Below are 25,027 nucleotides of genomic sequence, written 5' to 3' on the forward strand. Positions count from 1 at the left end.
CCCCGGCCCGGAATTCTAGTTTTCCGGGCCTGGGCCACAGTCCACAATTGGTGCGATCCATGTCCGCGATCAGAATTCGGTGCGTGCATCGAGTCAGATCGCGGTCATGGGCCGCTGCTACACAGAGGCCACTTCTTTCTTGTTCAGCGCCTGCCTACGGTACTCGGTAGGCGACATACCCACCAACCTGCTGAAAAACCGGTGAAACGCCGACTTGCTGTTGAAACCGGATTCCATCAATACATCCAGGACGGTCATATCCGCCCTGCCCGCATCCGCCAGCAGTGCCTTGGCCTCCTCCACCCGGTAGGAATTGATAAATTCGAAGAAGTTGGTGCCGAAGTGTTTGTTGATCACCGCTGAGACCTCTTTTGCCGGCAATTCGATGCGGCCGGAAAACTGTTCCAGGTTCAGGTTTTTTTTCAGGTAGAGTTTCTCCACTTCCATCGCCTGGCGCACCTTGGTGATGGCGCTGTCCGAGGGTTCACCCGGGGCCGATTCGCGGCTGCTCGAGGGGCGGGTGACCAGCAGCTGGTGGGCGTAGCTGAGGCTGTAGGCGAAGAAGGCGTTGATCAGGATAAAGGTGACATAGTTGTCGGCGATACCGAGCAGGTCGGCGGTCTCCACCGACGAGTACTTGGCCAGCACGTGTACCGCCAGGGTCCAGCCCCAGCTGATCAGTACGCCGTAGGTGAGAATATTCAGCCAGTGCAGTTCGGTGGTGGAGAAATGCGAGTACTCGTCTTCCAGCTCGCCCCGGTAGCGGCGCAGCGACAGCACCGCCGCCAGCGCATAGGCCAGCGGCACCGCGGTGGATATATCCCACACCAGGTCCACAGCGCTTTCCGGGAAGCCCTGGCCGGCGATGGCGATGCGACGCAGGTCGTCGCTGCTGAGGTCGAAGATGAACAGGTAGAGCACCAGTAGCAGCGCCGGGACCAGGTGCAGCGCGTGGTGTCGCTGCAGGCGCAGGTTCTGCTGGGTAAGGGCAGACACATAGAGGTAGATGGCCGGTCCCTTCAGCATCAGGGCGCCGAAGAGCAAATAGGGCAGCAGTGTCTGGCCGAACAGCGGCGCCACCTGGAACTGGTCGTTCCACATGACCAGGGTACAGGCGGAGGCGGTTGCCACTATCAGCAGGAAGGCGGTCAGCAGCAGGCCGTAATTGCGTGCGCGGATCGGCAGCACCTGCTGGAAGATCGACAGCAGCAGGCACTCCGCCGCGGTCATCAACAGAACCACGTCGTGAACATTGAAGATGTAGTCTTTCATCAGCGCACCGGTACAGCATTTTTTATAGGAGTTATGGCCGCTGAGTATACCCGAAAGCGCCCCGGTGGGCGGCCACAACGGCTGTCCCTGTTTGATGGCGACAAAGTGATACGCCCCGTCTAGCGCCGTACTTGGCCCTGCATTGCGCCCCACTTTGCGCGAGACGACAAAGTGGGGCGACGCCCCCGGCCCCCGGCGGGATGATGCCTTCCTGAGTAGTCCCCAAAAACGATAAATACTCAGGCGGAATCAGCGATGAAACTTCTCAGCAAAACCTTCTGGCTGGGCATGGCCCTGTCAGCGGCGCCTCTCGCACAGGCGGACTTTTCCAGCCATGGCGCCGGCAATATCAGCGACACCATCAACCCGGCCGGCTACGGCTGTGTGGTCGATCACGGCACCTGGATTCACAACGCGGGGGTGGTGGAACCGGGCGTCAGCTCCTGCAACCCGATTGGCGCACCGACGCCGCGCTACCCGCAGCTGGTGGCGCCGGCCAGCCAGAAGCCCACCATGACCCACCGCTGGTGGGGCTCGGTATCCTTCCTCGGTGAGATGACCGTGGGCGATTCCGCGGACGCGGCCTATATCACCCCGGACCCGGTCACCGCGCGTATCAGCAACCGCGGCGCGCGACTCCTGTCGATCCCCGCCGGCATCCGCACCGCGGGCATCGAGAGCAGCTACCCGATTCCCGACCCCTTCAGCGAGGTGTTCGACGGTATCGCGGTGGGCAACTCGGCCCACGCCGACATGGACGCCTACCTGAAGGATTACAGCGATGGCTCTGTCACCGTGCAGTGGCGCAGCGGCGCCACCCCGGTGATGGAGGCGACCTTCGTCTACGGTTCGCCCTATGTGTATTTCACCGCGCTGCAGGGACAGCTGGTGCTGCGCACCAAGGCCGGTGACGGACCGGAGAAGGGGACCTTCTACAGCGACGGCAACAGTCTCGGTGTCTGGACCGATGTGGCCAGCGTGCGCAACCACTTCCTCGCCGTCGGCGATGGCAGCACCCAGTTCAACAATGCCAGCGGCTCGGAAATTACCGTCAGCGGCAGCAGCACCCTCACCGTCGCCTGGTTGCCGGATACCGGTGCCGGCACCATCCAGACCTTTGCCCAGTATGCGCAACAGTCGGTAGATGAAGTCTTTATCGATTACTCGGTTGAGCGCAGCGACAACTCGGTGACCGTCTCCCACCAGTACCGCTACCAGGGCACGCCGGTGAATACCCTCGCCGGCCTGATGCCGCTGCAGTGGAAGAATTCCGCCCAGCCGCTCACCGGCTACAAGGCGCGCAGCGCCCGCGGCGTGGTGCAGTTTGCGGCCACCAGCCAGTTCAGCTACCAGCTGCCGTTTGTCGGCCTGCTGCCCTATTTCCCCGAGGGCATCGGCGACTACGACCAGAACCAATTGCAGCAGCTGGTGCAGGAATTTATCGATGGCGGCAACTGGAACACCCACACCGATACCTACTGGTCCGGCAAGAATTACGGCAAGGTGGCGGAGCTGGCGGCCATAGCGCGCAGCAATGGCATGAGCGCCCAGGCGGACCAGCTGCTCAACTGGCTGAAGGCGGAGCTGGAGGACTGGTTCCGCGCGAACACCAGCGGCTCGCTGGATATCAACAAGTACTTCGTCTACGACGACAACTGGAACACGCTGCTCGGCTTCGACGAATCCTTCGGCGCCCAGCAGCAGCTGAACGACCACCACTTCCACTACGGTTATTTCGTGCGCGCGGCGGCGGAGATCTGCCGCGTGGATCCAGGCTGGTGCTCACCCTCCGTCTGGGGGCCGATGGTGGAACTGCTGATCCGCGATTACGCCGGCGGTCGCAACGACAGCATGTTCCCCTACCTGCGCAATTTCGATCCGGCCAACGGCTTTTCCTGGGCCTCGGGCCACGCCAATTTCGTGCTCGGCAACAACAATGAATCTACCTCCGAGGCGGCCAACGCCTACGGCGCCATCATCCTGTACGGCCTGATTACCGGCGACGAGGCGCTGGTGGACCGCGGCATCTACCTGCACGCTTCCTCCACCGCGGCCTACTGGGAGTACTGGAACAATATCGATCGCTACCGCGGCCTCGGCGGCGACTACGACAACTTCCTGCCCGACTATACGCGCATGACCACCTCGATTATCTGGGGCAACGGCCATGTGTTCTCCACCTGGTTCAGCGGTGCCTACGCGCATATTCTCGGTATCCAGGGACTGCCGCTGAGCCCACTGGTGCTGCATATCGGCCAGCAGCCGGATTACCTGCAGGACTATGTGGCGCTGGGCATGAGCGGTGAATCCAGCAACGGCAAACCCTCGGGCCTGCCCGCCGACCACTGGCGCGATGTCTGGTGGAATATCTGGGCCATGACCGACGGCGCCGCCGCAGTGGCCGACTTCAATACGATGAATTTCAATTACACCCCGGAACAGGGAGAGACCAGGGCGCACACCTACCACTGGATTCACACCTACAAAAACCTGGGTCACCTGGCCAGCGGCAATGGCAGCCTGAGTGCCGACTACCCGGCGGCGCTGGCCTTCGACAACAATGGCCAGAAGACCTACTTGGCCTACAACTTCGGCGCCACTGCGCGCACGGTCAATTTCTCCGACGGCACCAGCTTTTCCGTCCCCGCCGGGCAGATGTCGGTCAACGGCTCCGGCAGCGAGCCACCGCCGCCGGCATTCGATCTGACCATCCAGGCCGAAGACTACACCGCTATGGCCGGTGTGCAGACAGAAGCCACAACGGACAGCGGCGGCGGCCTGAATGTGGGCTGGATCGATGCGGGCGACTGGCTGGCCTATGCCAATGTGCAGATTCCCGAGACCGGCAACTACCGCATCGAGTACCGCGTGGCCAGCGAATCAGCCGGCGGCCGCCTGTCCCTGGACAAGGACGCGGGCCAGGTATTGCTGGGCCAGGTGGATATTCCGGTGACCGGCGGCTGGCAGAACTGGACCACGGTGCAGCACACGGTGCAGCTGCCGGCGGGCAATTACCAGCTGGGGATTTTTGCGGAGCAGGGCGGCTGGAATATCAACTGGTTCCGTATCGTAAAAATATAAACAACCCTAAAGAGTCGTCACTCCGGCCTGCGCCGGGGTGACGACCGTCGTTATTAAGATATCTCAAAAATTATAAAAACCTGGTGAGAGAAATGCAGTTAGCAGCAATCGATATTCTGATCTTCGCCGTCTACGTGGCCGCCCTGGTGACCATCGGCATCCTGGTCTCGCGGGAGAAATCCGGTCACCAGAAAAATACCCAGGACTATTTCCTGGCCGGCAAGGGCCTGCCCTGGTGGGCGGTGGGGGCCTCGCTGATTGCGGCCAATATATCCGCCGAGCAGATCATCGGTATGTCCGGTTCCGGCTATGCATTGGGTCTGGCGATCGCCTCCTACGAGTGGATGGCGGCCATCACGCTCATTTTGGTCGGTAAATATTTCCTGCCGGTATTCGTGCGCAAGAAAATCTTTACCATGCCGCAGTTCCTCGAGCAGCGTTACGACCACCGGGTTAAAGTGGTGCTGGCGATCTTCTGGCTGGGCGTCTACACCTTCGTGAATTTGACCGCGGTGCTGTGGCTGGGTGCGCTGGCGATCAATGCCATCGCCGGCGTCGAGCTGTTGTTCGGCCTGCTGTTCCTCGGGCTCTTCTCCGCGGCCTATTCCCTCTACGGCGGCCTCAAGGCGGTGGCACTGACCGATATTATCCAGGTAGTGCTGCTGGTGTTCGGCGGCCTGCTGCTGTCCTACCTGGCCCTGGACCTGATCGCCAATGGCAATGGCCCCATTGCGGGCTTTGTCGAACTCACGCGCCAGGCGCCGGAAAAATTCGACATGATCCTGGCGAAAGACAATCCGCACTACGCCAGCCTGCCGGGACTCTCCGTTTTGGTTGGCGGTATGTGGGTGATGAATTTCTCCTACTGGGGCTTCAACCAGTACATAGTGCAGCGCGCGCTGGCAGCGAAGAGCCTGGAGGAGGGGCAGAAGGGCATTGCCTTCGCCGCCTACCTGAAACTGCTGATGCCGATCATCGTCGTGCTGCCGGGTATTGCCGCGGTCGTGCTGATCCCGGATCTGGAACGCCCGGACCAGGCCTATCCGCAGCTGATGAACCTGATGCCGGTGGGCTTCAAGGGGCTGGTGTTCGCGGCCCTGGTGGCGGCTATAGTGTCGTCGCTGGCGTCCATGACCAACAGCATCGCCACCATCTTTACCATGGATATCTACGCCCGCTACCAACCGCAGCAGAGCGAGCGCCACTATGTGACCGTGGGCCGGGTCGCCAGCCTGGTGTCCCTGCTGCTGGCGATGCTCTGCGCCCAGCCTTTACTGGGGCAGTTCGAGCAGGCCTTCCAGTATATCCAGGAGTTCACCGGCTTCTTCACGCCGGGCATTGTGGTGCTCTTCGTGCTCGGCGTCTTCTGGCCCCGCGCCACCGCCAACTCCGCACTGGCCGCTGCCATCGCCTCGGCGCTGCTGTCGCTGGGGCTCAAGCTGTGGTGGCCGGAGCTGCCGTTTATCGATCGGGTGGGTCTGGTGTTCCTCTGCTGCACCGGCCTGGCGGTGGCGGTGTCCCTGCTGCAGGGGCGGGGCCGGTTGCTGGTGAGCAGCGCCGGAGGTGCAGTGGCCCTGCGTGAAATCAATTTCTCCACCAGCCAGGGCTTCAACCTGGCCGCGCTGGGGGTCACCCTGGTACTGGCAGCCCTCTACGCCACCTGGTGGTAGGGCTTCTTCCGGGCAATCCCAGGGTTTGCCCCCTCTTTCCCAGCCGGCCTCAGCGCCGGCTTTTTTAGTGCCAGGATCGCGGTAGTGGCGCCCTGTCCTCCTCTGGGCGCGGGGGTGGAGGCTATATCGCGGTCCCGTTATGGGGCTGGGGGGCTGGTTTTATTTTGCCCGACACCGTACCTTATACCGCCGTTTTTTGGGGTCTGGAACAGGGATAAAGATGACAAGTATCGTAGCGGATATCGGCGGCACCAATGCCCGTTTTGCCATAGCCAAACCAGTGGCGGGAGGCTACCAGCTGGAGTCGCTGAAAGTGGTCGACTGCAGGCGCTTCGGCGGTTTCGACGCGGCACTGCGCCACTGGCTGGAGGAACTGGAGCAGCCGCGCCCGCAGAGGGCCTGTATCGCCGCGGCCGGGCCACTGGAAAAGACCGACAGCGGCAGCCGCGTCTATATGACCAACCTGGGCTGGACCATCACCACCGAACCCCTGCAGCAGGAATTCGGCTTCACGCAACTGGAGCTGATCAACGATTTCGCCGCCCTGGCGCTGTCGCTGCCGCGGCTGACCGGGGACGACTACCAGGTGCTGCGGGACCAGCCGCGGGCGTCGGGCGCGGCCATGGTGGTATTGGGGCCCGGCACCGGCCTGGGCGTGGCCGGTCTCGGCGTGGACAACGGTCACTATCATGTGCTGGCCGGCGAGGGCGGCCACGCCAACCTGGCCGCTTCCACCGAGCGCGAGCTGCAACTGCTGCAGATACTGATGCAGTCCCGCCAGCCGGTGTTCAACGAGTGGGTGCTGTCCGGCAGCGGCCTGGTCAACCTCTATCGCGCCGTGTGCGCACTGAACGGTCGCCAGCCCGAGGAGCTGACGCCACCGGACGTCAGCGCCCGCGGCCTGGACAATTCGGACCCCCTGTGCCGGGAGACGCTGCTGGATTTCCTCAACTTCCTCGGCAGCGCCGCCGGCGATGCAGCCCTCTACCTGGGCGCCCGCGGCGGCGTATTCCTCGGTGGTGGTATACTGCCCCGAATCGCCGAGCTGCTGCCGGAGAGTGACTTCGAGCAGCGCTTCCTGAACAAGGGCAGGGTGGAGCAGTGGATGGCAACTGTCCCCCTCTACGCCCTCAACGCCGGCTACCAGGCCCTGATCGGCGCCGCCGCGCACCTGGAAGACTGAAGTCGGCAAATGCCAAAGCTTAAATAAATCAAAGAGTTACGGTGTTTTTAGGCGCCCCTGTCGCGGGCGTCACGGATTCTCCCACCTCCTCCCCCCTCGGGGGAGGATGTTACGGATATCGGGCAGGCCTAGGATGCAAGGTCTCACCATAACGATAAATCCAGGGAGAAGATGATGAGTCTATCCAACAAAAGCAAAGGGGCCTTTCGGCCGACTTTGCTGTCAGCGGCTGTCGCGGCCTCTGTGACGGCCTCTTTTGGGGTCTATGCGCAGGAGAGCCAGGAGGCGCTGGAAGAGGTTACCGTTACCGGCATTCGCACCAGTGTGCTGGATTCCCTTGAAGCCAAGCGCAATGCCGATGTAGTCGCCGACGTGGTCGACGCCGGCGCGCTGGGTTCCCTGCCGGACCAGTCCATCGCCGACGCCCTGGGCCGCCTGCCGGGCGTGACCACCGTGCGCTCCAATGGCCAGTCCTCGCAGCTGAACATTCGCGGCATGAACGGCGACTTCCTGCAGACCACCCTGAACGGTCGCGAGCAGGCTTCCACCGCCGGTTACACCGAGAGCACCCGCTGGATTTCCTTCGACCAGTACCCGGCCGAGCTGATCAGCCAGGCTGCGGTATACAAGTCGCCCAAGGCTTCCCTGATCGAGGGCGGTGTTGCCGGCTCCGTAGAGCTGAAGACCGCCAACCCGCTGGATGCCGCCAATCCGCACAACTTCAATGCCAATGTGCGTATGTCCTACAACGACGGCGCCGACGCCGTCGGCGCGGACGAGTTCGGCCAGCGCGTGACCATGTCCTATATGGGCAAGTTTATGGACGACAAGCTGGGCGTTGCGCTGGGTTACTCCAATCTGGAGCAGCCGAACAGCTTTAACAAGGCCCGTGCCGGTGCCGATGACCTGAACGGATATGTCGAGGGCGCCGACGGCAACTACCGCCCGCAGGCCTTCCAGTGGCAGGCCGGCAACGGTACCGATACACGCAATGGCTACCTGGCCAGTGTGGTTTTCCAGCCCACCGATAACCTGAAAGCGCAGTTGGACTACTTCAAGTCCGACTTCGAGCGCGAGGACACTCGCCACGGTATTACCGCCAGCGGCCTCACCCGCATCGACTCCAGCAATGCCAGCGTCAGCGGCGGTGTCGAGAGCAGTGCAACCGTGGGCATCGGCGATCCCACCGCTACCAGCCCCTGGTTTGAGGCGCGCACCGAGGACCAGTCCACCCAGGCGGACACCGACAGCCTCGGCCTCAACCTCGAGTGGAATATCGACGATCGCAATACCATCGTATTCGACTACTCCACCAGCGAAGGCACCAAGACCCGCAAGGACCAGATTGTGTCCATGCACGCCTACGACCTGACCACCGATGGCAGCGGCAACCTGGTCGCCTGGCAGGAAGCAACTGGCCAGGAGCTGACTTACGCGCTGAACGGCGAAGAATTCCCCAGCGCAAACTTCAGCGGTGTGGACTTTACCGACCTGGACACCATGCGCCTGTCGCGCTACGAGGAATACCCGCACAAGTACACCGATGAAGTGGAATCCTTCAAGGTGGATTACAAGTTCGATCTCGAGTGGGGTGCTATTGCCTCCATCGAAGCGGGTTTCCGCAGTTCCGAGCGCACCTTCGATTCCGATCGCGGCGCCTTCCTGTACGGCAGCCGCGATGGTCAGTACAACGGTTACTGTGCCGACAACCTGTCCAGCATCGACTGCATGCCGCAGGAGCTGGATGGCTTTGTCAAAGTCGAGTCGGTCTCCGGCGCACCGGATCATCTGGTGATCACCGATATGGATGCCCTGGCGACAAGCATCTTCGGCGCGGGCAACTACGCGGGTAAAAAGGTATTCAGCCAGGACTGGACTTTCGTCGAATCCGGCGCTGTCACCGAAGAGGTGTTTGCCTACTACCTGATGGCCAATATCGACACCCAGCTGGGCAGTATCCCGGTCACCGGTAACTTCGGTGTGCGCGTGGTCGATACCGACGTGAAATCCAGCGGCGTACAGAATGTTGGCGACGGCAACGGTATTGAAATCACCGATGACGTGGGCGTTACCCGCAACAACTACGACCACGTGACCTACGGTCCCGAGTACACCGATACCCTGCCGTCCCTGAACCTGAACTTCGAGCTGACCGAGCAGGATTACATCCGCTTCGCCGCAGCCAAGGTCATGGGGCGCCCGCCGGTCGGCCAGTTGAAAGGTGGTGCCGGTTCCTGGAACACCACTGGCACCAACGAGTACAACGTCTGGACCAAAGGTTCTCCCTACCTGGATCCGTTCCGCGCCAACCAGATCGACCTGGCCTACGAGCACTACTTCGAGGACGGCGGTGCGGTAACCGCGGCGCTGTTCTGGAAAGACATCGAGAGCCTGGTGGAGAAGCAGTACATCTATCTCGATTCACAGGCGGACAGAACCGCGCTGTTCAATGAGCTGGGTATCGATATTCCGGAAGGCGATGTTGCCGGCGCCTTCGAAACCTTCGTCAACAATGACAAGGGCGGCTACATCCGCGGTATCGAACTGGCCGGCACCAAGACCTTCGATCAACTGCCGGGAGTCTTTGCCGGCCTGGGTCTGACCGCCAGCTACTCCTACACCGAGAGTGAAACCGAAGTGACCGGGGGCAATCTGTACGGCCAGAACCTGCCGCTGCCGGGCCTGTCCGAGAATGTGTGGAGCACCACTGTCTTCTGGGATATCGGTAACTTCAGCTCTCACGTGAACGTGCGCTACCGCGATGAGTTCATCCTGAATATGCCGATTCCGGGCAGCTCCACCCCGGTCATGGCCCAGGAGTACACTACGGTTGATGCGCAGGTATCCTACGCCTTCAACAACGGTATCGATGTGGTCTTCTCGGCCAATAACCTGACCGACGAAGGTGACGTTGTCGAATATGGAGTCGACAACGCCTTCGGCGAGTACACCGAGTTCGGCCGCCAGTATTACCTGGGTGTGAACTACAAGTATTAAGCGTCAGTGGTTTTCCCGGGGACTACCCCCGGGGTCTCACAGGGAACCGCCCGTCGAGCCTGGCTTGCCGGGCGGTTTTTGTTTTCTGGCCCCGAAACTTCCAGGCTGGCCATAGCGCGGGCCTGCAGACATTGAAGAGGTACCATGAATAACGATAAGAAAAGCATCATCATCCTCGGCGGTGGCACCGCCGGTTGGATTACTGCCAACCTGATGGCCACCAACTGGCAGGACAAGGGTTTCGATATCACCCTGGTGGAATCGCCGGATATCGGCATTATCGGTGTCGGCGAGGGCTCCACGCCGCCACTCAAGGGCTTTATGGATACCATCGGTGTCGAGGAGTCCGAGTGGATGCCGGAGTGTAATGCCACCTACAAGGTCGGCATTACTTTTCGGGACTGGTCCACCAAGCCGGGCTTTACCCAGTATGTCCACCCCTTCCTGGCGCAGCCGGACCAGTTCACGGTACCCGCTTTTTTCCACAACAGCTTCCTGCGCCGCAAGGGTATCGACCTGGAAGGACACCCGGATCACTTCTTCCTCGCCACCGAACTGATCAAACAGAAACTGGCGCCGGTCACGCCGGAAAACTTCCCGTTTGAAATCGCCTACGGCTACCACTTCGATTCCGGCCTGCTGGGCAAATTCCTCGCGCGCACCGCGGCGAAGAAGGGCGTTAAATACAAGACCGCCAAAGTGACGGACGCGCTGCTGGATCCGCAGGGCAATATCGACTGCCTCAAAACCGCCGAGGGCGAGACGTTAAAGGCCGACCTCTATGTGGACTGTTCCGGTTTCCGCGGCCAGCTGATCCAGCAGGTCCTTAAAGTGCCTTTCCAGAGCTGTGCCGAGAGCCTGTTCAATGATTCCGCAGTGGTGTTCCCGACGGAGCAGGAGGGCGACTTCGGACCGCACACCATTTCCACTGCGCTGAAATACGGCTGGGCCTGGAAGATTCCACTGACCAATCGCAACGGCAACGGCTATGTGTACAGTTCCGGCTTTGTCGACGATGACAAGGCCGAGACAGAGTTTCGCCAGTACCTGGGGCTGCTCGACAGCGATGTCGAGGCGCGCCGCCTGAAGTTCAAGGTAGGACGCGTCGAACAGCACTGGGCCAAAAATTGCCTGGCGGTGGGGCTGTCACAGGGCTTTATCGAGCCGCTGGAAGCGACGGCACTTGATATGGTGCAGGAAACGGTGGTGCGCTTTATCGAGGCCTACAACAACGGCAACCACACCGATAAATTCCGCAGTGAATTCAATGATCGCATCAGTGCCCGCTTCGATGCGGTGCGCGATTATATTGTCTGCCACTACCGCATCACCTCGCGCACGGACACCGATTACTGGATCGCAAATGGCAGCAACGAGAAAATATCCCCGTCGCTGCGCTCTATCCTGATGGCCTGGATGGCCGGCAAGAATATTACCGATGAATTGCTGGACCAGAAGCTGGATGTCTATTTCCCCAACGTGTCCTGGAACTGCCTGCTGACCGGCAAGGGGATTTACCCGGCACAGGAGCAACTGCGTCCGGGCAACGAGATGGCCCATCAATACAATGTTGACGAGTTGCGCGAGTTTATCCGCCGCTGTGCGCTGAACTTCAGGCCGCACCTGGAGCAGCTTGAATCGCTGCGGCAGTAACCACGGTGGATATCTTGAAACCCGTCGGGGCTAAGTTTTTTCGGGCAATAAAAAACCGCGGCGACAGGCCGCGGTTTTTGTCGGACTTTCTTCTAATATCCTGATACTGCCAGGGTAGGCAATTAACTCAGGGCGTCCTCGGTTCCGATGTCGGCTTGTGCCTTTGGTGCTTCGGTACTGGTAAATTCGTTACACACCATCACATCCACATCCAGTGACCCTATCACCCGCTCCGCGGTATTGCCGCGCAGCAGCGAGCCGGTTTCGCCGTACTGGTTGAGGGTGCCCATTACCACCAGATCCGCATCTATGTCCTTTGCCACCTCGGCCACCACTTCGTTGGTATAACCCCGCTTGACGTGGATGCGGCTGGTGGGCACGCCGGTCTTGTCCGCCAGCTTGGCCAGGGCGCCGCGGTCCGGGTAGAGCATGGAGTCGAGGAAGGCGTTGACCAGGTGCAGCTCGGCGCCGTAGACGTTGGCGATATAGTTGGCGCGCTCGGTGATCTGGCGGTTGAGCTGGCGCTGCTGGTTGGTCTGGGCCTGGTAGTTGACCGTGGCCAGCACCACCTTGCGTCTGTCCTTGGCCCCGGGACGGATGAGTACCACCGGGCACCTGGCGCTCTTCAATACCTGCCACTTGGATTCGGCGAAAGTGAAACGGCGGCTGGACGTGGCGTGGACCGGCAGGTAGACCATCTCGGCGTTGTAGCGCTTGGATTCCTGGATAATGGCACCCTGCCAGTCGCTGGACCAGCACACCAGCAGTTCGCACTCCAGCCCCGCGTCTTCCACCGGCTTGCGGATCTGTTCCCTGAACCAGGACTCGTCGCGGAAAAGGTGATCGTTGGTTGCGCGGGTGTCCACTGCCTCGCCGTCGACAGCGACGAAAATGACCAGTTTTGGTTGGGGAGTGCGCAGTTTGGCGGTGGTGAGGGCGCGTTCCAGCGCTACCTGCTGGTCGTCGTTGGGGTCTACGACGATAAAGATGCTTTTCTGCTCGGCTTGCATTGTCTCTCCTCGGCTGGAAAAGGTTTCCCTGTTTTTCCGTGCCGCGTCGGCCGCGCATACCCCTCGGCCGGCAGCGGCCGGCTCGGGGTGGAGATTAACACAAGCCTAGTCGGATTGTTGCAGCGGAATCTGCTCCAGTTCCGTTTTCAGTTCTTGCAGTTTTTCCTTTACCCGCGCCGCGTTGTCCGGCCCCATGCGGATCATCAGCTTGTGCAGCCCGGGCAGCTTCTCCAGCTTGGGATCGGCAAATTTGTAATAGACAGACGGGCGCACCAGTTGGATGGGCTCGTCGACCTGCGGCGCCGCCAGTACCTGGTCTATGGCCTCCAGTACTTCCTGGTGGAAATTCTTGTTGCGGATACCCAGTTCGCCGTAGGCCTGGGCCAGGCGCGGGTACCAGTAGCGGTAGATCTCCACCGCCGTGCCTGTGTCCATCATTGCGAAGAGGCGCACCGGCTGGTCGTAGCGGTGGTAGTTGTCTGCGGACAGGCGCATGCCGGTAGCGCCCTCCTCGGCGACCAGGATCGGGCCCTTGATGGTTTTCAGCGGACGGTGTTTGTGAATCAGCTCGCCGCGGGAGCCGGCGTTGACCGCGGCCACCCATTTGCGCACCACCTCGTCCGGTACCAGCCACTGCGCCAGGGCGCCATCCGGGGCCAGGCTCAGCAGCTCCTTGTAGGCGGTTTCGTCGCTTTCATTCAGCGGTGGGGGAGGGCCCTTCTCTGGCTCGGGAGCGGGTGCCGGCTCCGGGGGAGGCGGTGCCTCGATTTCAGGCATGGGTTCGGGTGTGGGCTCGGGTTCTTCCACCACTGCCGAGGGCGGGGCCTCGGCCTTTTTCCCGGACAGAAACCAGTAGGCCCCCGCCGCCAGTGCGGCGACGACGACCAGGCCTATGATCCAACCCTGATTCGACTGGTGATCCGACATTCCCTGCCTCCTGTAGCTGCGGTATGGTCATTGGACCCCTGCGGACGCCGGCGGTTTCACGCCGGAACGGGTGCGGTGCCTCTCGTAAACCTCAGCCGCTACATTACTCTGCGCCGGGGCGGGTCGCAAAACTTTCGCCGGGGTCGAACAGCCACAGGATTGCCTCCGCCAGCTCGCTGCGCCAGAAGCCCTCGTTGTGCTCACCGCTTTCAACCAGCTTCGCGCGCCAGCCCTCTGTCGGGTGGCGGCGGGCCAGCAGCTTACCCATCTGCTCGAAGTTGCCCACCATGTCCTCACCTTCGCGACCGCCCATCAACAGGTAGAGGCGGGTGTCTGCGGGCAGTTTCTGTTCGGCACGGGAAAAGATCTGCGGGCCGACCCAGTAGGCGGGTGAGAAGATGCCGGCCTTGCTGAATACCTGCGGGTGGCGGCCGATGGCGTAGTGGGAGATGAGGCCTCCCATGGAGCTGCCCATGATGGCTGTGTTGTCCCTGTCCGGCAGGGTGCGGTAGTCGCGATCGACCCGCGGTTTCAGCTGCCCGACGACGAAGTCCAGGTAGGCGTCGCCCTGGCCCTTGCCGAACCTGTCATTATCGAAGGGATTCAGCTCGGTCATACGGTGGTCGCCGCCGTGGTCTATGCCGACCACGATCAGCTCCAGGCCGTGAGATTCCGCCAGTGCATTCAGTGTCTCGTCCACTCCCCATTCGCCCACAAAGGAGGTGGCGTCATCGAACAGATTCTGGCCGTCGTGCATATAGAGTACCGGGTAGCGCCGGTCGGAATCTGCATAGGACGGCGGCAGGTAGATGCGCACATGGCGCTCGCGCTGCAGGGTTTCGATGGTCAGCGGTGGCTGGGTGCTGACGTTCTCCTGCGCCGTGGAGGCGACGGTGTCGGTGTCGCTGGAGTCGCAGGCTACGAGCAGGGCGGCCAGGAATCCGGCGAGCAGGCCGCCGAGGGTGCGCCGCCAGCGCTGGTATCCGGGAGTCTGTTGTCCGTTACTGCATCTGGCTGGAATTATTTTTCTGTTCATGCCGGCTTCCTCTGCTATCGGTTGCGGGAATGTACATATTAGGCGCGGCCAAAGCATGCGTGCCTACGCCCCCCGAGCGGGAGGATGCGGGATTTCCCAGCGTCATTAGAGTAACCTGATCAAAGTGCGATCGATGAGACCGAGAGAAAATAATGAAAAGATTCGCCAGCCTGTGCATGGCGCTGTGCCTGGGTGGCGCGCTGCCGGCCTGCAGTGCGCCCGAGAAAGTCGAGCGAGCGGGGAGCGACCCCTTCTGGCGCGGTGCCACTGTCTACTTCCTGCTGCCGGACCGCTTCCACAACGGCGACCCGGGCAACGACCTGGCCTACGGGCGCGCGGACGATGCGGACCGGCTGCGCGGTTTCCACGGCGGTGATCTGCAGGGTGTACTCGACAGGCTGAACGAGGGCTACTTCGACAGGCTGGGCGTGGATGTATTGTGGATGTCCCCCTTTTACGAACAGATTCACGGCGCCACCGACGAGGGTACCGGCCGCACCTACGCCTACCACGGTTACTGGCCCAGGGACTGGACGGCGGTGGACCGCAATTTTGGCAGCGAGGCGCTGCTGGCGGAGCTGGTGGAGACGGCCCACCGGCGCGGCATTCGCGTGCTGCTGGACGTCATCGTCAACCATATCGGCCCGGTGACCGATAAGGACTCACCCTGGCCGTCGGAATGGAATCGCACCGAATCGGTATGCGACTGGTCCGGCTTTGCCGGAACCGTTAGCTGCATGCTGGTCGACAATCTGCCGGATATTCGCACCGAGCGCGATGAGGCGGTGGCACTGCCGCCGCAACTGCTCGAGAAGTGGCAGCGGGAAGGGCGCCTGCAGCAGGAGCGGGCAGAACTGGATGCGTTTTTCGAGCGCACCGGTTACCCGCGCGCGCCCAAATACTACCTGGTGAAGTGGGCCACCGACTGGGTGCGCGAATACGGCGTGGACGGTTTCCGTGTGGATACGGTCAAGCATGTGGAGCCGGAAGTCTGGCGGGCACTCAAAGAGGAGGCGAGCCTCGCCCTGGCGGACTGGAAGGCGCGCAACCCGGACCGGAAACTCGACGACCGCGGTTTTTATATGGTGGGGGAAGTCTACGGCTATGGTATTGCCGGCGGGCGCGACTACGACTTCGGCGATCGCAAGGTGGACTTCTTCGACTACGGCTTCGACAGCCTGATCAATTTCGATATGGCGCCGCGGGTCAAGCGGGAAAACATGGAGCCTGTTTTCTCCCGCTATTCCGATATGCTGCACGGTGGAGACCTAGACGGCGTGGGGGTGCTCAACTACCTGACCTCCCACGACGATATGAACTCTTACGATCGCGAGCGCAAGAATGCGTGGGATGCGGCGCTCACGCTGATGCTGGCTCCGGGTGCCGCACAGATCTACTACGGTGACGAACTGGCCCGTCCGCTTACGGATAACGCCGCCGAGGGCGATGCCCAACTGCGCAGTCCGATGAACTGGAGCGACCTGGAGAAAGGCGAAACCCGCGCGCTGCTGGCGCACTGGCAGAAGCTGGGACAGTTCCGCCGCGCGCATCCGGCGGTGGGGGCCGGGGTGCACCGGAAACTGCAGGACAAGCCCTATACCTTTGCGCGGACGCTGGATGATGACGAGCGGGTACTGGTGGCCATTGGTACCGGTACTGGCGAGAAATCCCTGTCCGTGCACGGCCTGTTTACCGACGGCACTCTGCTGAAGGACCACTACTCCGGCACTGTGGCCCGGGTTGCAGACGGCGCGGTCAGCTTCGATACCGCCTTCGACCTGCTGCTGCTGGCCCGGACCAGCGACAACCACTGAACCCTCTCGAGAGCACAACCCCGCTATTCCGGTAGCGGGGATTTTGTGCCCCCTGTCGCATTTCTCCGCTACGCCCCCTTTTGGGGAGGATGTGCCCCAAAGTCTGGCTTTCATAAGCTGTGTGATCAGCGGTTGTATTCAGCCGAAGACACAGCAGTACCGTGCCGTTCGGCCCATAAAAATTTAATTCAATAATAATTAATACGGTACATAGCGATGAGAGAGTCCCTGTTCGGCGGCCGGTCCCGGCTGCTTGCCGTTCCCTGCCTGTTGATTGCCGGCTACTCGAGCGGCGCCGCGGCGGAATGGTTTTTCCGCGGAACCCCCAACAACTGGAGTGCCACCGCGCTCGAATCTGCTGGCGGTACCGAATACACCACCTGCCAGAGCTTCGCCAGCGGTGGCGATCCGCGCTTCAAGATAGACCGCTACGCCGACTGGGCAGAGAGTTACCCGGCTGCCGATTTCGCCGTTACCGGCAACAAGAGCTACGAGATCACCTTCGACAGCGGCAGCCACAGTATTTCCGTCAGCGAAGTGGCCAGTTGCGACGGCGGCAGCGGCGGCTTTGCCAGCAACTTCCCGTCACTGTATTTCCGCGGCACGCCCAACGGCTGGGGCAGCTCGTCCATGCAGCTGGTGGCGGACAATATCTGGGAGCTGACTGTGGCCTTCGACGGTCAGCCGGATCAGCGCTACAAGCTGGATCTCTACGGCGACTGGAGCCAGGACTACGGCGACAACAACGGCGACGGCGTGCTGGAGGCGGGCGGTGGGGATATCCCTGCGAGTGTTTCCGGCACTTACCTGCTGCGGGTCGACGACAGCGACCTGAGTTATGAACTGGTTGGCGAGAGCAATGGCGGTGGCACAGACAGCTGGTATTTCCGCGGCACCGCCAACGGCTGGGCCGCGACTGAGATGAGCAGCAGCGACGGCATCAACTTCTGCACCGAGCAGAGTTTCGCCAGCGGCGACGCCGGCGGCGGTCCGCGTTTCAAGATCGACCACCACGGCGACTGGGTTGAGAGCTACCCGACCGCCGACTATTCGGTAAATGCCAATACCGATTACGAGATCTGCTTCGACGCCGACAGCCATGACATTACCGCGACTGCGGTCGGTACACCGCCGCCGCCCCCGCCGGTCGGCGAAGGCAGCGACTTCCGCTCCGAGACCATCTACTTCCTGCTCACCGCGCGTTTCTATGACGGTGACCAGAGCAACAACTACTACAACCGTGACCGTATCATGCCCGGCGACCCCCACTGGCGCGGCGACTTCAAGGGGCTGATCGAGAAGCTCGATTACATTGTGGATCTGGGCTTCAGCGCCATCTGGATAACGCCGCCGGTGGAAAACCGCAGCGGTCTCGATTACCACGGTTACCACGCCTACGACTGGACCAGGGTCGACCCGCGCCTGGAATCCCCCGGCGCGACCTACCAGGATTTTATCGACGCGGCGCACGCCAGGGGCCTGAAAGTAATTCAGGATGTGGTGGTCAATCACTCCAGCCAGTACGGCATCCGCGACCAGGTGTGGATAGACCACCTGCCGATCAAATACTACGTGCCCGAGGGCAGCAGCCAGGGCATGATCAGCAACAATCCCTATTTCGACAACCTGGGCGATTACCAGAGCACATTCCGCGATGACAACGACAATCCGCTGGCGCCGCAGTGGTTTCGCGATCGCCACACATCCGACCCCGACGGCACAGAGCCGCTGGTGGATCCGAAGACCGGCGTCACTGTGCCGCTGGCCGGTTACGACCCCAACCGCTTCTTCGGCATAGACGCCGGCAACCTGGATCCCGCCTGGTACCACCTGGACGGCTTTATGGCAGGCGGCGACTGGGAAAATCCCACCGCACTGCAGAACAAACATATGGCCGGCGACACCATCGACCTGGCCACCGGCAACCAGAACGTCAAAGACTATATCAACGGCGCCATCAAGCAGTATCTGGATATGGGCGTGGACGCCATCCGCGTGGACACGGTCAAACACGTGGAGCGCGACGAGTTGCTGAGCTATGTGCACGAGTGGCAGGCGCACAAGCCGGATCTGTTCGTGTTCGGCGAGGCGCTGGTGTTCGGTCTCGGTTTCGGCTCCGAACTGGGCAACGACAATGCCTCTGCGGTCATCCGCCCCTGGTGGTTTACGCGCACCGGTGCCGACCCGTCCAACCCCCAGGGGGATTCGGACCTGGCGGTGATCGACTTCCCGCTCTTCTCCACCTTCCGCGACAACGTCACCCGCGGCAGCTTCGGCGGCGTCAAGGGCGCGCTGGATATGGACTGGACCTACGCCGATCCCACCGAGCTGGTGACCTTCTTCCAGAACCACGACGTGGGCCCGGACAACGATTTCAAATACCGCTTCGGCGGCGCCGAGCAGGATGCCGCCCTGGCCTACAACCTGCTGTGGACCATTCGCGGTATTCCGACGCTCTACTACGGCGAGGAAATCATGTTCCAGGCCGGTCTCGGCCAGGATATCCACTCCGCCAACGACACCATCGACCAGACCGGCCGCGCCTACTTCGGCCCGCACCTGGACGACCTGGCCACCACCCAGAGCCACAACCTGTACCGCCATATCCAGCGCCTGAACCAGATACGGCATGCAGTACCGGCACTACAGAAAGGGCAGATGGAAAAAGTCAGCGAGTGGGGCGCGGGTATGAGTTTCGTGCGCAATGATTCGAGTGGCAATTCCTATGCGGTGGTGGGGCTCGCCGCCGGAAGTGATCAGGGTATCTCCGTTTCCGGTGTTCCCAACGGCAGCTACACCGATGTGGTGACCGGTGCGCAGCTGCAGGTAAACAACGGCAGCCTCACTTTCACCGTCAAGGCCTACTCGGCTGGTATCTATGTGCTGAACGGTTCGGGAAAGATCGGTACGGACGGCGCCTATCTGCGCTAGCGCCACAAAATAACAAAGAGAGAAAGGGAAACTGCAATGAAAAAACCACAGCGACTCAGAAGCTGGCTCACCGGTGCGGGTCTCGCACTGGGTGCACTCTCCGCCGGCAATGCCAGTGCCGGTACCGCCTTTGTGCACCTGTTCGAGTGGCGCTGGAACGATATCGCCAGCGAGTGCGAAAACTTTCTCGGTCCCAAGGGCTTCGATGCGGTACAGATATCCCCACCGCAGGAACACATCAGCCTGGACACCTGGTGGGCGCGCTATCAGCCGGTTACCTATACCAACCTGAGCAGCCGCAGCGGCACCGAGGCGGAGCTGGCGAGCATGATCCAGCGCTGCCACGCCGTCGGGGTGAAAGTCTATGCGGATATGGTGATCAACCACACCGCCGCCTGGGACCAGGGCGGCACCGGCTGGGGTGGTACGCCCTGGACTGTGACCAATCACCCGGAATTCTCGCCGCAGGACTACCATTCCAACTGCACCATCAGTAACTACGGCGATGCCAACCATGTGTGGAGCTGTCGACTCAGCGGGCTGCCGGATCTGAATACCGGCTCCGGCTATGTGCAGGACACACTGGCGGCCTACTTCAACAAGCTGGAGGGCCTGGGGATGGACGGCTTCCGCATAGATGCGGTCAAGCATATGTCGCCCGGAGACCTGCAGGCCATTCTCAGCAAGGCCGGTAACCCCTGGGTCTTCTCTGAAGTCATCGGCGCGGCCGGCGAGGCGGCGGAGATCCAGCCGGGGAATTACACCTACCTGGGCCATGTCACCGAGTTCAAGTACGGCAACGACCTGGCCAGCAACTTCAACGGCCAGATCAAAAATCTCGCCACTATCGGTGAGTCCTGGGGGCTGCTGCCGTCGGACAAGTCGGTCCACTTCGTCGACAACCACGATCGCGAGCGCGGCCACGGTGGCGGCGGCAACCTGACCTACAAGGACGGGGCCAAATACAATCTCGCCAATGTGTTTATGCTCGCGCACCCTTACGGCTACCCGAAGGTAATGTCCGGCTACAGCTTCACCGACACCGATATAGGCCCGCCCGCCAGCGGTCCACAGGACTGCGATAACGGCGAGTGGGTGTGCCAGCACCGCTGGGGCAATATCGCCAATATGGTCGGCTTCCGTAATTACGTCGACGGCGCGGCCATGGCCAACTGGTGGGACAACGGCAACAACCAGATCGCCTTCGGCCGCGGCAACAGGGGCTTTGTGGTGATTAACAACGAGGGCGGCAGTCTCAGCCAGACGCTGTACACGGGCCTGCCCGCCGGCGACTACTGCAATGTGCTCGCCGGTGACGACGCCTGCAGCGGCCAGACGATTACCGTCGACGGCAGCGGCTACGCCACCTTCAATGTCGGCGCCAATGCCGCGGCGGCCATTCACGGCGGCGCCATAGCGACGCCCTGCAGCGAGTGCGTCGCGCAGAATCTGCCGCAGCTGAACTTCCGCGGCACCGCCAACGACTGGGCGGCGGGCGCCATGGAGCTGGTCGCCGACCACACCTGGCAGATTGCGGTGACCTTCGACGGCCAGGCGGACCAGCGCTTCAAATTCGATGTGTACGGGGACTGGAGTGAAAATTACGGCGACGACGGTGCCGACGGAATTCTCGATCAGACCGGAGCGGATATCTACACGTCCGTGAGCGGCGACTACCGGGTGGAAGTCAATGATCAGAGCATGACCTACAGCCTCACACCCACCGGGCCTGTACAGCAGGCGCCGAGCGCGTTGGTCACGCCGCCCAGCGTATCGGTGCAGATCGACCAGAGCTTTACCCTGGACGCCAGCGCTTCCAGTGACAGCGACGGCAGTATCGTGTCCTACAGCTGGAGCAGCGGCGGCAGCGGTGTCAGCAAATCGCTGAGCTTTGTCAGCGCCGGCACCTATACCGAGACAGTCACCGTGACCGACAACGACGGCCTCACGGATACGGCCACGGCCACCATTACCGTCACCGACCCCGGCGCCGGCTACGCGGCCAATTTTGCCTCGCTGAATTTCCGCGGCACACCCAACGCCTGGGGCACCCAGGCCATGACCCTGGTGGCGGATCACATCTGGCAGGCGACGGTGGTGTTCGACGGCAGTGCCGGCCAGCGCTTCAAGTTCGATGTCCACGGTGACTGGAGTCAGGACTACGGTGACAGCAATGGTGACGGCACCCTGGAATCCGGCGGCGGCGATATTTCCACCGCGGTCAGCGGCACCTATCTGGTAAGCGTCAACGACCAGACACTGACCTACAGCCTGAGCTGCACTGACTGCAGCGGTTACCAGTCGAACCTCACCTCCCTCAATTTCCGCGGCACGCCAAATAGCTGGGGCAATTCCGCCATGCAACTGGTGGCGGACCACACCTGGGAAATCACCGTGGTGTTCGACGGCCAGGCACAGCAGCGCTTCAAGTTCGACGTCAACGGCGACTGGGGCGAGAACTACGGTGATAACAACAGCGATGGCCTGCTGGAGCAGAGTGGTGCGGATATCTACACGGCAGTTGCCGGTTCATACAGGGTCACCGTCAACGACCAGGATATGAGTTACAGCATCAGCCCACAGTAACTATTCGTATTGCCCTGTAGGAACGGCGGATGGCCGCCCCGCCGCTCCTACAGAGTACAGTCGTCATTCCGGCGCAGGCGGGAATCCCGGTGCTACCAAACTGGATACCGGCCTGCGCCGGTATGACGAGCGAACAACAGCTTGACCCAAAACAGAGTAACTACAAATTCCTATAAAAATAATTTGGAAAGAGCGATGAAGAGAAAACTAATGATCAGCGCGCTGCTAGTGTGCAGCGCCAATGCCAGCGCCGACTGGTATTTCCGCGGAACCCCCAACGACTGGAGTGCCGAGGCGCTGGATTTTGTCGGCGGCAGCCAGTACAAAACCTGCCAGAGCTTCGCCAGCGGCGACGCCGGCGGCGGTCCGCGCTTCAAGATCGACCGATTCGGTGACTGGCAGCAGGCCTATCCGACGTCCGATTACGCGGTGACCGGCAATAAAAGCTACGAAATATTTTTTGACAGCGACAGCCAGTCGATCCAGATCAGCGAGGTGGCCAGTTGTGACGGCGGCGGAATGGCCAGTAATTTCCCCAGTCTGTATTTCCGCGGTACCGCCAACGGCTGGGGCACCAGTGCCATGGCGCTGGTGGCGGACAACACCTGGCAGATCGAAGTCAATTTTGATGGCCAGACCAACCAGCGCTTCAAGCTGGATGTGCAGGGCGACTGGAGTCAGAACTACGGCGACGACAATAGCGATGGCACCCTGGAGCAGACGGGTGCGGATATCTATACCCCGGTGAGTGGCGACCACCTGCTCACGGTGGACGATGCCAGCCTCGGCTACTCCCTCGAGCCGCTGGGCTGCACGCAGAACTGCGGCGGTGTGCAGAGCCTGGGGGCCGTCTATTCGGTGAATGAAACCACCTTCTCGCTCTGGTCGCCGGATCACAGCGAGGTGCAGCTGGTGCTGGATGGGCAGAGCCATGCGTTGAACAAAGTCCCCAATTCGAACGGAATGACCGATATCTATTCCGTTACCGTGCCAGGCGACTGGAAACTGAAACCCTACTATTTCGTCGTCAACGGCGTGGTGGTGCGCGACCCCTACGGAAAAATGGCGGAACCCAATAGCGACAACAATATCGTCATGGATCCCGACGGCACCGACCCGCCGGGCGGCTGGTCGGCGCGACCGGCACTGGCCGAGCGCGAGGATGCGGTTATTTACGAAGTGCACGTGCGCGATTTCACCATAGCGCCGGAATCCGGCGTCAGCGCGAACAAGCGCGGCAAATTTCTCGGTATGGTGGAGGGCGGCACTCGTTTCAATGGCGTCGCGACCGGTATCGATCACCTGAAGGAACTGGGGGTGACCCATGTGCAGCTGATGCCGGCCTACGACTTCGGTTCCTGTCCCGATCTGGCCGATAGCAGCTGTTACAACTGGGGCTACGATCCGCGCAACTACAGTGTGCCGGAGGAGCGCTATTCGCAGACGCCCTACGACTACGAGAACCGCGTGCGCGAATTCAAGCAGATGGTGGACGAATTCCACCAGGCGGGCATCCGCGTGATCATGGATGTGGTCTACAACCACACCTACTCGAAGGAGATGTTTGAGCCGATCTCGACCAGCTATTACACGCCCACCGACCTGTCCGGCACTGGCAACAGCATCGACGCCAATGTGCCCATGGTCAGTCGCATGATTCGCGACTCCCTCGAGTACTGGGTGGACGAATACAACATCGACGGCTTCCGCTTCGACCTGATCGGAATCTTCGATTACGACGAGGTGGAGGACTGGGCCAGCCACCTGAACGACAAGTTCCCGGACAGAAACCTGCTGATCTACGGCGAGCCCTGGAACGGCTATGCATCGGATCCGCGCGAATCCGAACGGGTGCGCCTCGGCACCATCGGTCGTATTCATCAGTCCCGCGTGGGCGTGTTCAATCCGAAATTCCGCGAGGCCATCAAGGGCCAGAACGACAACGGCGGCTGTAACAGCGGCGACTGCTTCGCGATGAACAACAGCCCGGATACCTGGCGTATCGAAGTGGGCAGCCGTGCTGGTATCCGCTTTGCAAACGACAAGGATGCAGTGATCGACACCTGGGATCCGATGTTTGCGATGGACCCGGAGCAGAGCATCAATTACGTCTCCGCCCACGACAATCTCAGCCTGCGCGACAAACTACTGCAGTGGGCCGACCTGAACGGTGTCGACCGGGGGGATCCCTACCTGCGCCGTATGCAGATGTTTGCCAACGGCATAGTACTCACCAGCCAGGGGATTCCCTTCCTGCACGGCGGTGTGGAACTGATGCGCGACAAGCAGGAGGACCACAACAGCTACCAGTCACCGGACGCAATCAATCAGTACTACTGGCAGTGGAAGATCGACAACGCGGATGTTTTTGCCTACTACCGGGATGCCATTGCACTGCGCCGCGCCCACCCGGCCTTCCGCCTGACCAGCTGGGATGCCATCAACCAGCATATGACCAGCAGCCGCCCGCGCTACGGCGTGGTGGTGAATCGTATCGACGGTGCGGCGGTGGGGGACAGCTGGAGCGAGATTATCGTGATCTACAACAGCGCCGACAATTACACCCATAGCTTGCCGGCCGGCGATTGGAAGGTGGCGATGGAGAAGTCGGATCCGGCGGCGGGGAATGGACGTGTCGTGAGCGGGTCGGTGGTCGCCGAGGGTACCGCGGTGACCGTGCTCTACCGCGATTGAGGTGGGGCCGAACCTTGTAGGAGCGGCCCATGGCCGCGATAAGTCTGTACTGCGAAGCGAGATCTATCGTGGCCACCGGCGGATGGCCGCCCCACCGCTCCTACAAAGTTCCTTCGTCATGCCGGCGCAGGCCGGCATCCAGTCTGGATTGCAGTCTGCGCCGCAATGACGAC

13 protein-coding genes are annotated in these 25,027 nt (G+C 61.5%); 9 read left to right on the forward strand and 4 right to left on the reverse strand.

Annotation, left to right across the window (positions count from 1 at the left end; genetic code table 11):
* Nucleotides 1-117: 117 nt before the first annotated feature.
* Nucleotides 118-1,272: an AraC family transcriptional regulator gene (locus IG627_RS01170; protein ID WP_193189297.1), complete on the reverse strand. Its 1,155-nt coding sequence runs from the start codon at nucleotides 1,270-1,272 to the stop codon at nucleotides 118-120.
* Nucleotides 1,273-1,527: 255 nt separating this feature from the next.
* On the opposite strand from IG627_RS01170, the gene IG627_RS01175 reads away from it, so the two are divergent.
* From IG627_RS01175 to IG627_RS01195, 5 genes are all read left to right on the forward strand, one after another.
* Nucleotides 1,528-4,353, forward strand: a complete 2,826-nt coding sequence (locus tag IG627_RS01175; protein ID WP_193189298.1) for a glycosyl hydrolase — start codon at nucleotides 1,528-1,530, stop codon at nucleotides 4,351-4,353.
* 92 nt (nucleotides 4,354-4,445) lie between these two features.
* The gene (locus IG627_RS01180) at nucleotides 4,446-6,023 is read left to right on the forward strand and encodes a sodium:solute symporter family transporter (protein WP_193189299.1); all 1,578 of its coding nucleotides are present in this window, start codon (nucleotides 4,446-4,448) and stop codon (nucleotides 6,021-6,023) included.
* A gap of 220 nt (nucleotides 6,024-6,243) precedes the next feature.
* Nucleotides 6,244-7,206: a glucokinase gene (gene glk / locus IG627_RS01185; protein ID WP_193189300.1), complete on the forward strand. Its 963-nt coding sequence runs from the start codon at nucleotides 6,244-6,246 to the stop codon at nucleotides 7,204-7,206.
* Between the two features lie 174 nt (nucleotides 7,207-7,380).
* Nucleotides 7,381-10,203 (forward strand): TonB-dependent receptor, encoded by a 2,823-nt coding sequence (locus IG627_RS01190; RefSeq protein WP_193189301.1) that lies wholly within the window; start codon nucleotides 7,381-7,383, stop codon nucleotides 10,201-10,203.
* Between the two features lie 144 nt (nucleotides 10,204-10,347).
* A complete protein-coding gene (locus IG627_RS01195) occupies nucleotides 10,348-11,856 on the forward strand; it encodes a tryptophan halogenase family protein (protein ID WP_193189302.1) in 1,509 nt (502 codons plus the stop codon).
* A 122-nt stretch (nucleotides 11,857-11,978) separates the two neighbouring features.
* On the opposite strand, the gene IG627_RS01200 is transcribed toward IG627_RS01195, so the two are convergent.
* From IG627_RS01200 to IG627_RS01210, 3 genes are all read right to left on the reverse strand, one after another.
* The gene (locus tag IG627_RS01200) at nucleotides 11,979-12,866 is read right to left on the reverse strand and encodes a universal stress protein (protein ID WP_193189303.1); all 888 of its coding nucleotides are present in this window, start codon (nucleotides 12,864-12,866) and stop codon (nucleotides 11,979-11,981) included.
* A gap of 105 nt (nucleotides 12,867-12,971) precedes the next feature.
* The gene (locus IG627_RS01205) at nucleotides 12,972-13,793 is read right to left on the reverse strand and encodes a DUF3014 domain-containing protein (protein WP_193189304.1); all 822 of its coding nucleotides are present in this window, start codon (nucleotides 13,791-13,793) and stop codon (nucleotides 12,972-12,974) included.
* Between the two features lie 103 nt (nucleotides 13,794-13,896).
* Nucleotides 13,897-14,829 (reverse strand): alpha/beta hydrolase, encoded by a 933-nt coding sequence (locus tag IG627_RS01210; RefSeq protein WP_193189305.1) that lies wholly within the window; start codon nucleotides 14,827-14,829, stop codon nucleotides 13,897-13,899.
* Between the two features lie 152 nt (nucleotides 14,830-14,981).
* Here IG627_RS01210 and IG627_RS01215 point away from each other — a divergent pair, with 152 nt between their 5' ends.
* The 4 genes from IG627_RS01215 to pulA all read left to right on the forward strand — a co-directional run bounded on the left by IG627_RS01215 (nucleotide 14,982) and on the right by pulA (nucleotide 24,854).
* Entirely contained in the window at nucleotides 14,982-16,643 is a 1,662-nt protein-coding gene (locus IG627_RS01215; protein ID WP_193189306.1) for an alpha-amylase family glycosyl hydrolase, read from the forward strand.
* A gap of 216 nt (nucleotides 16,644-16,859) precedes the next feature.
* The gene (locus tag IG627_RS01220; RefSeq protein WP_193189307.1) at nucleotides 16,860-19,574 is read left to right on the forward strand and encodes an alpha-amylase family glycosyl hydrolase; all 2,715 of its coding nucleotides are present in this window, start codon (nucleotides 16,860-16,862) and stop codon (nucleotides 19,572-19,574) included.
* Between the two features lie 36 nt (nucleotides 19,575-19,610).
* Nucleotides 19,611-22,160, forward strand: coding sequence for an alpha amylase C-terminal domain-containing protein (locus tag IG627_RS01225; RefSeq protein WP_193189308.1), 2,550 nt, complete (start codon nucleotides 19,611-19,613; stop codon nucleotides 22,158-22,160).
* A gap of 195 nt (nucleotides 22,161-22,355) precedes the next feature.
* Nucleotides 22,356-24,854, forward strand: coding sequence for a type I pullulanase (pulA, locus tag IG627_RS01230; protein WP_193189309.1), 2,499 nt, complete (start codon nucleotides 22,356-22,358; stop codon nucleotides 24,852-24,854).
* Nucleotides 24,855-25,027: the final 173 nt, after the last annotated feature.

This window comes from Microbulbifer taiwanensis (assembly GCF_014904815.1).
In the GTDB taxonomy this organism is placed as follows: domain Bacteria; phylum Pseudomonadota; class Gammaproteobacteria; order Pseudomonadales; family Cellvibrionaceae; genus Microbulbifer; species Microbulbifer taiwanensis.

What these genes read in the sequence shown, in the direction of transcription:
- IG627_RS01190 (WP_193189301.1), top strand. Translation starts at nt 7,381, where the DNA reads ATGAGTCTATCCAACAAAAGCAAAGGGGCCTTTCGGCCGACTTTGCTG.
- IG627_RS01220 (WP_193189307.1), top strand. Translation starts at nt 16,860, where the DNA reads ATGAGAGAGTCCCTGTTCGGCGGCCGGTCCCGGCTGCTTGCCGTTCCC.
- glk (WP_193189300.1), top strand. Translation starts at nt 6,244, where the DNA reads ATGACAAGTATCGTAGCGGATATCGGCGGCACCAATGCCCGTTTTGCC.
- IG627_RS01180 (WP_193189299.1), top strand. Translation starts at nt 4,446, where the DNA reads ATGCAGTTAGCAGCAATCGATATTCTGATCTTCGCCGTCTACGTGGCC.
- IG627_RS01200 (WP_193189303.1), bottom strand. Translation starts at nt 12,866, where the DNA reads ATGCAAGCCGAGCAGAAAAGCATCTTTATCGTCGTAGACCCCAACGAC.
- IG627_RS01225 (WP_193189308.1), top strand. Translation starts at nt 19,611, where the DNA reads ATGAAAAAACCACAGCGACTCAGAAGCTGGCTCACCGGTGCGGGTCTC.
- IG627_RS01175 (WP_193189298.1), top strand. Translation starts at nt 1,528, where the DNA reads ATGAAACTTCTCAGCAAAACCTTCTGGCTGGGCATGGCCCTGTCAGCG.
- IG627_RS01210 (WP_193189305.1), bottom strand. Translation starts at nt 14,829, where the DNA reads ATGAACAGAAAAATAATTCCAGCCAGATGCAGTAACGGACAACAGACT.
- IG627_RS01205 (WP_193189304.1), bottom strand. Translation starts at nt 13,793, where the DNA reads ATGTCGGATCACCAGTCGAATCAGGGTTGGATCATAGGCCTGGTCGTC.
- IG627_RS01195 (WP_193189302.1), top strand. Translation starts at nt 10,348, where the DNA reads ATGAATAACGATAAGAAAAGCATCATCATCCTCGGCGGTGGCACCGCC.
- pulA (WP_193189309.1), top strand. Translation starts at nt 22,356, where the DNA reads ATGAAGAGAAAACTAATGATCAGCGCGCTGCTAGTGTGCAGCGCCAAT.
- IG627_RS01170 (WP_193189297.1), bottom strand. Translation starts at nt 1,272, where the DNA reads ATGAAAGACTACATCTTCAATGTTCACGACGTGGTTCTGTTGATGACC.
- IG627_RS01215 (WP_193189306.1), top strand. Translation starts at nt 14,982, where the DNA reads ATGAAAAGATTCGCCAGCCTGTGCATGGCGCTGTGCCTGGGTGGCGCG.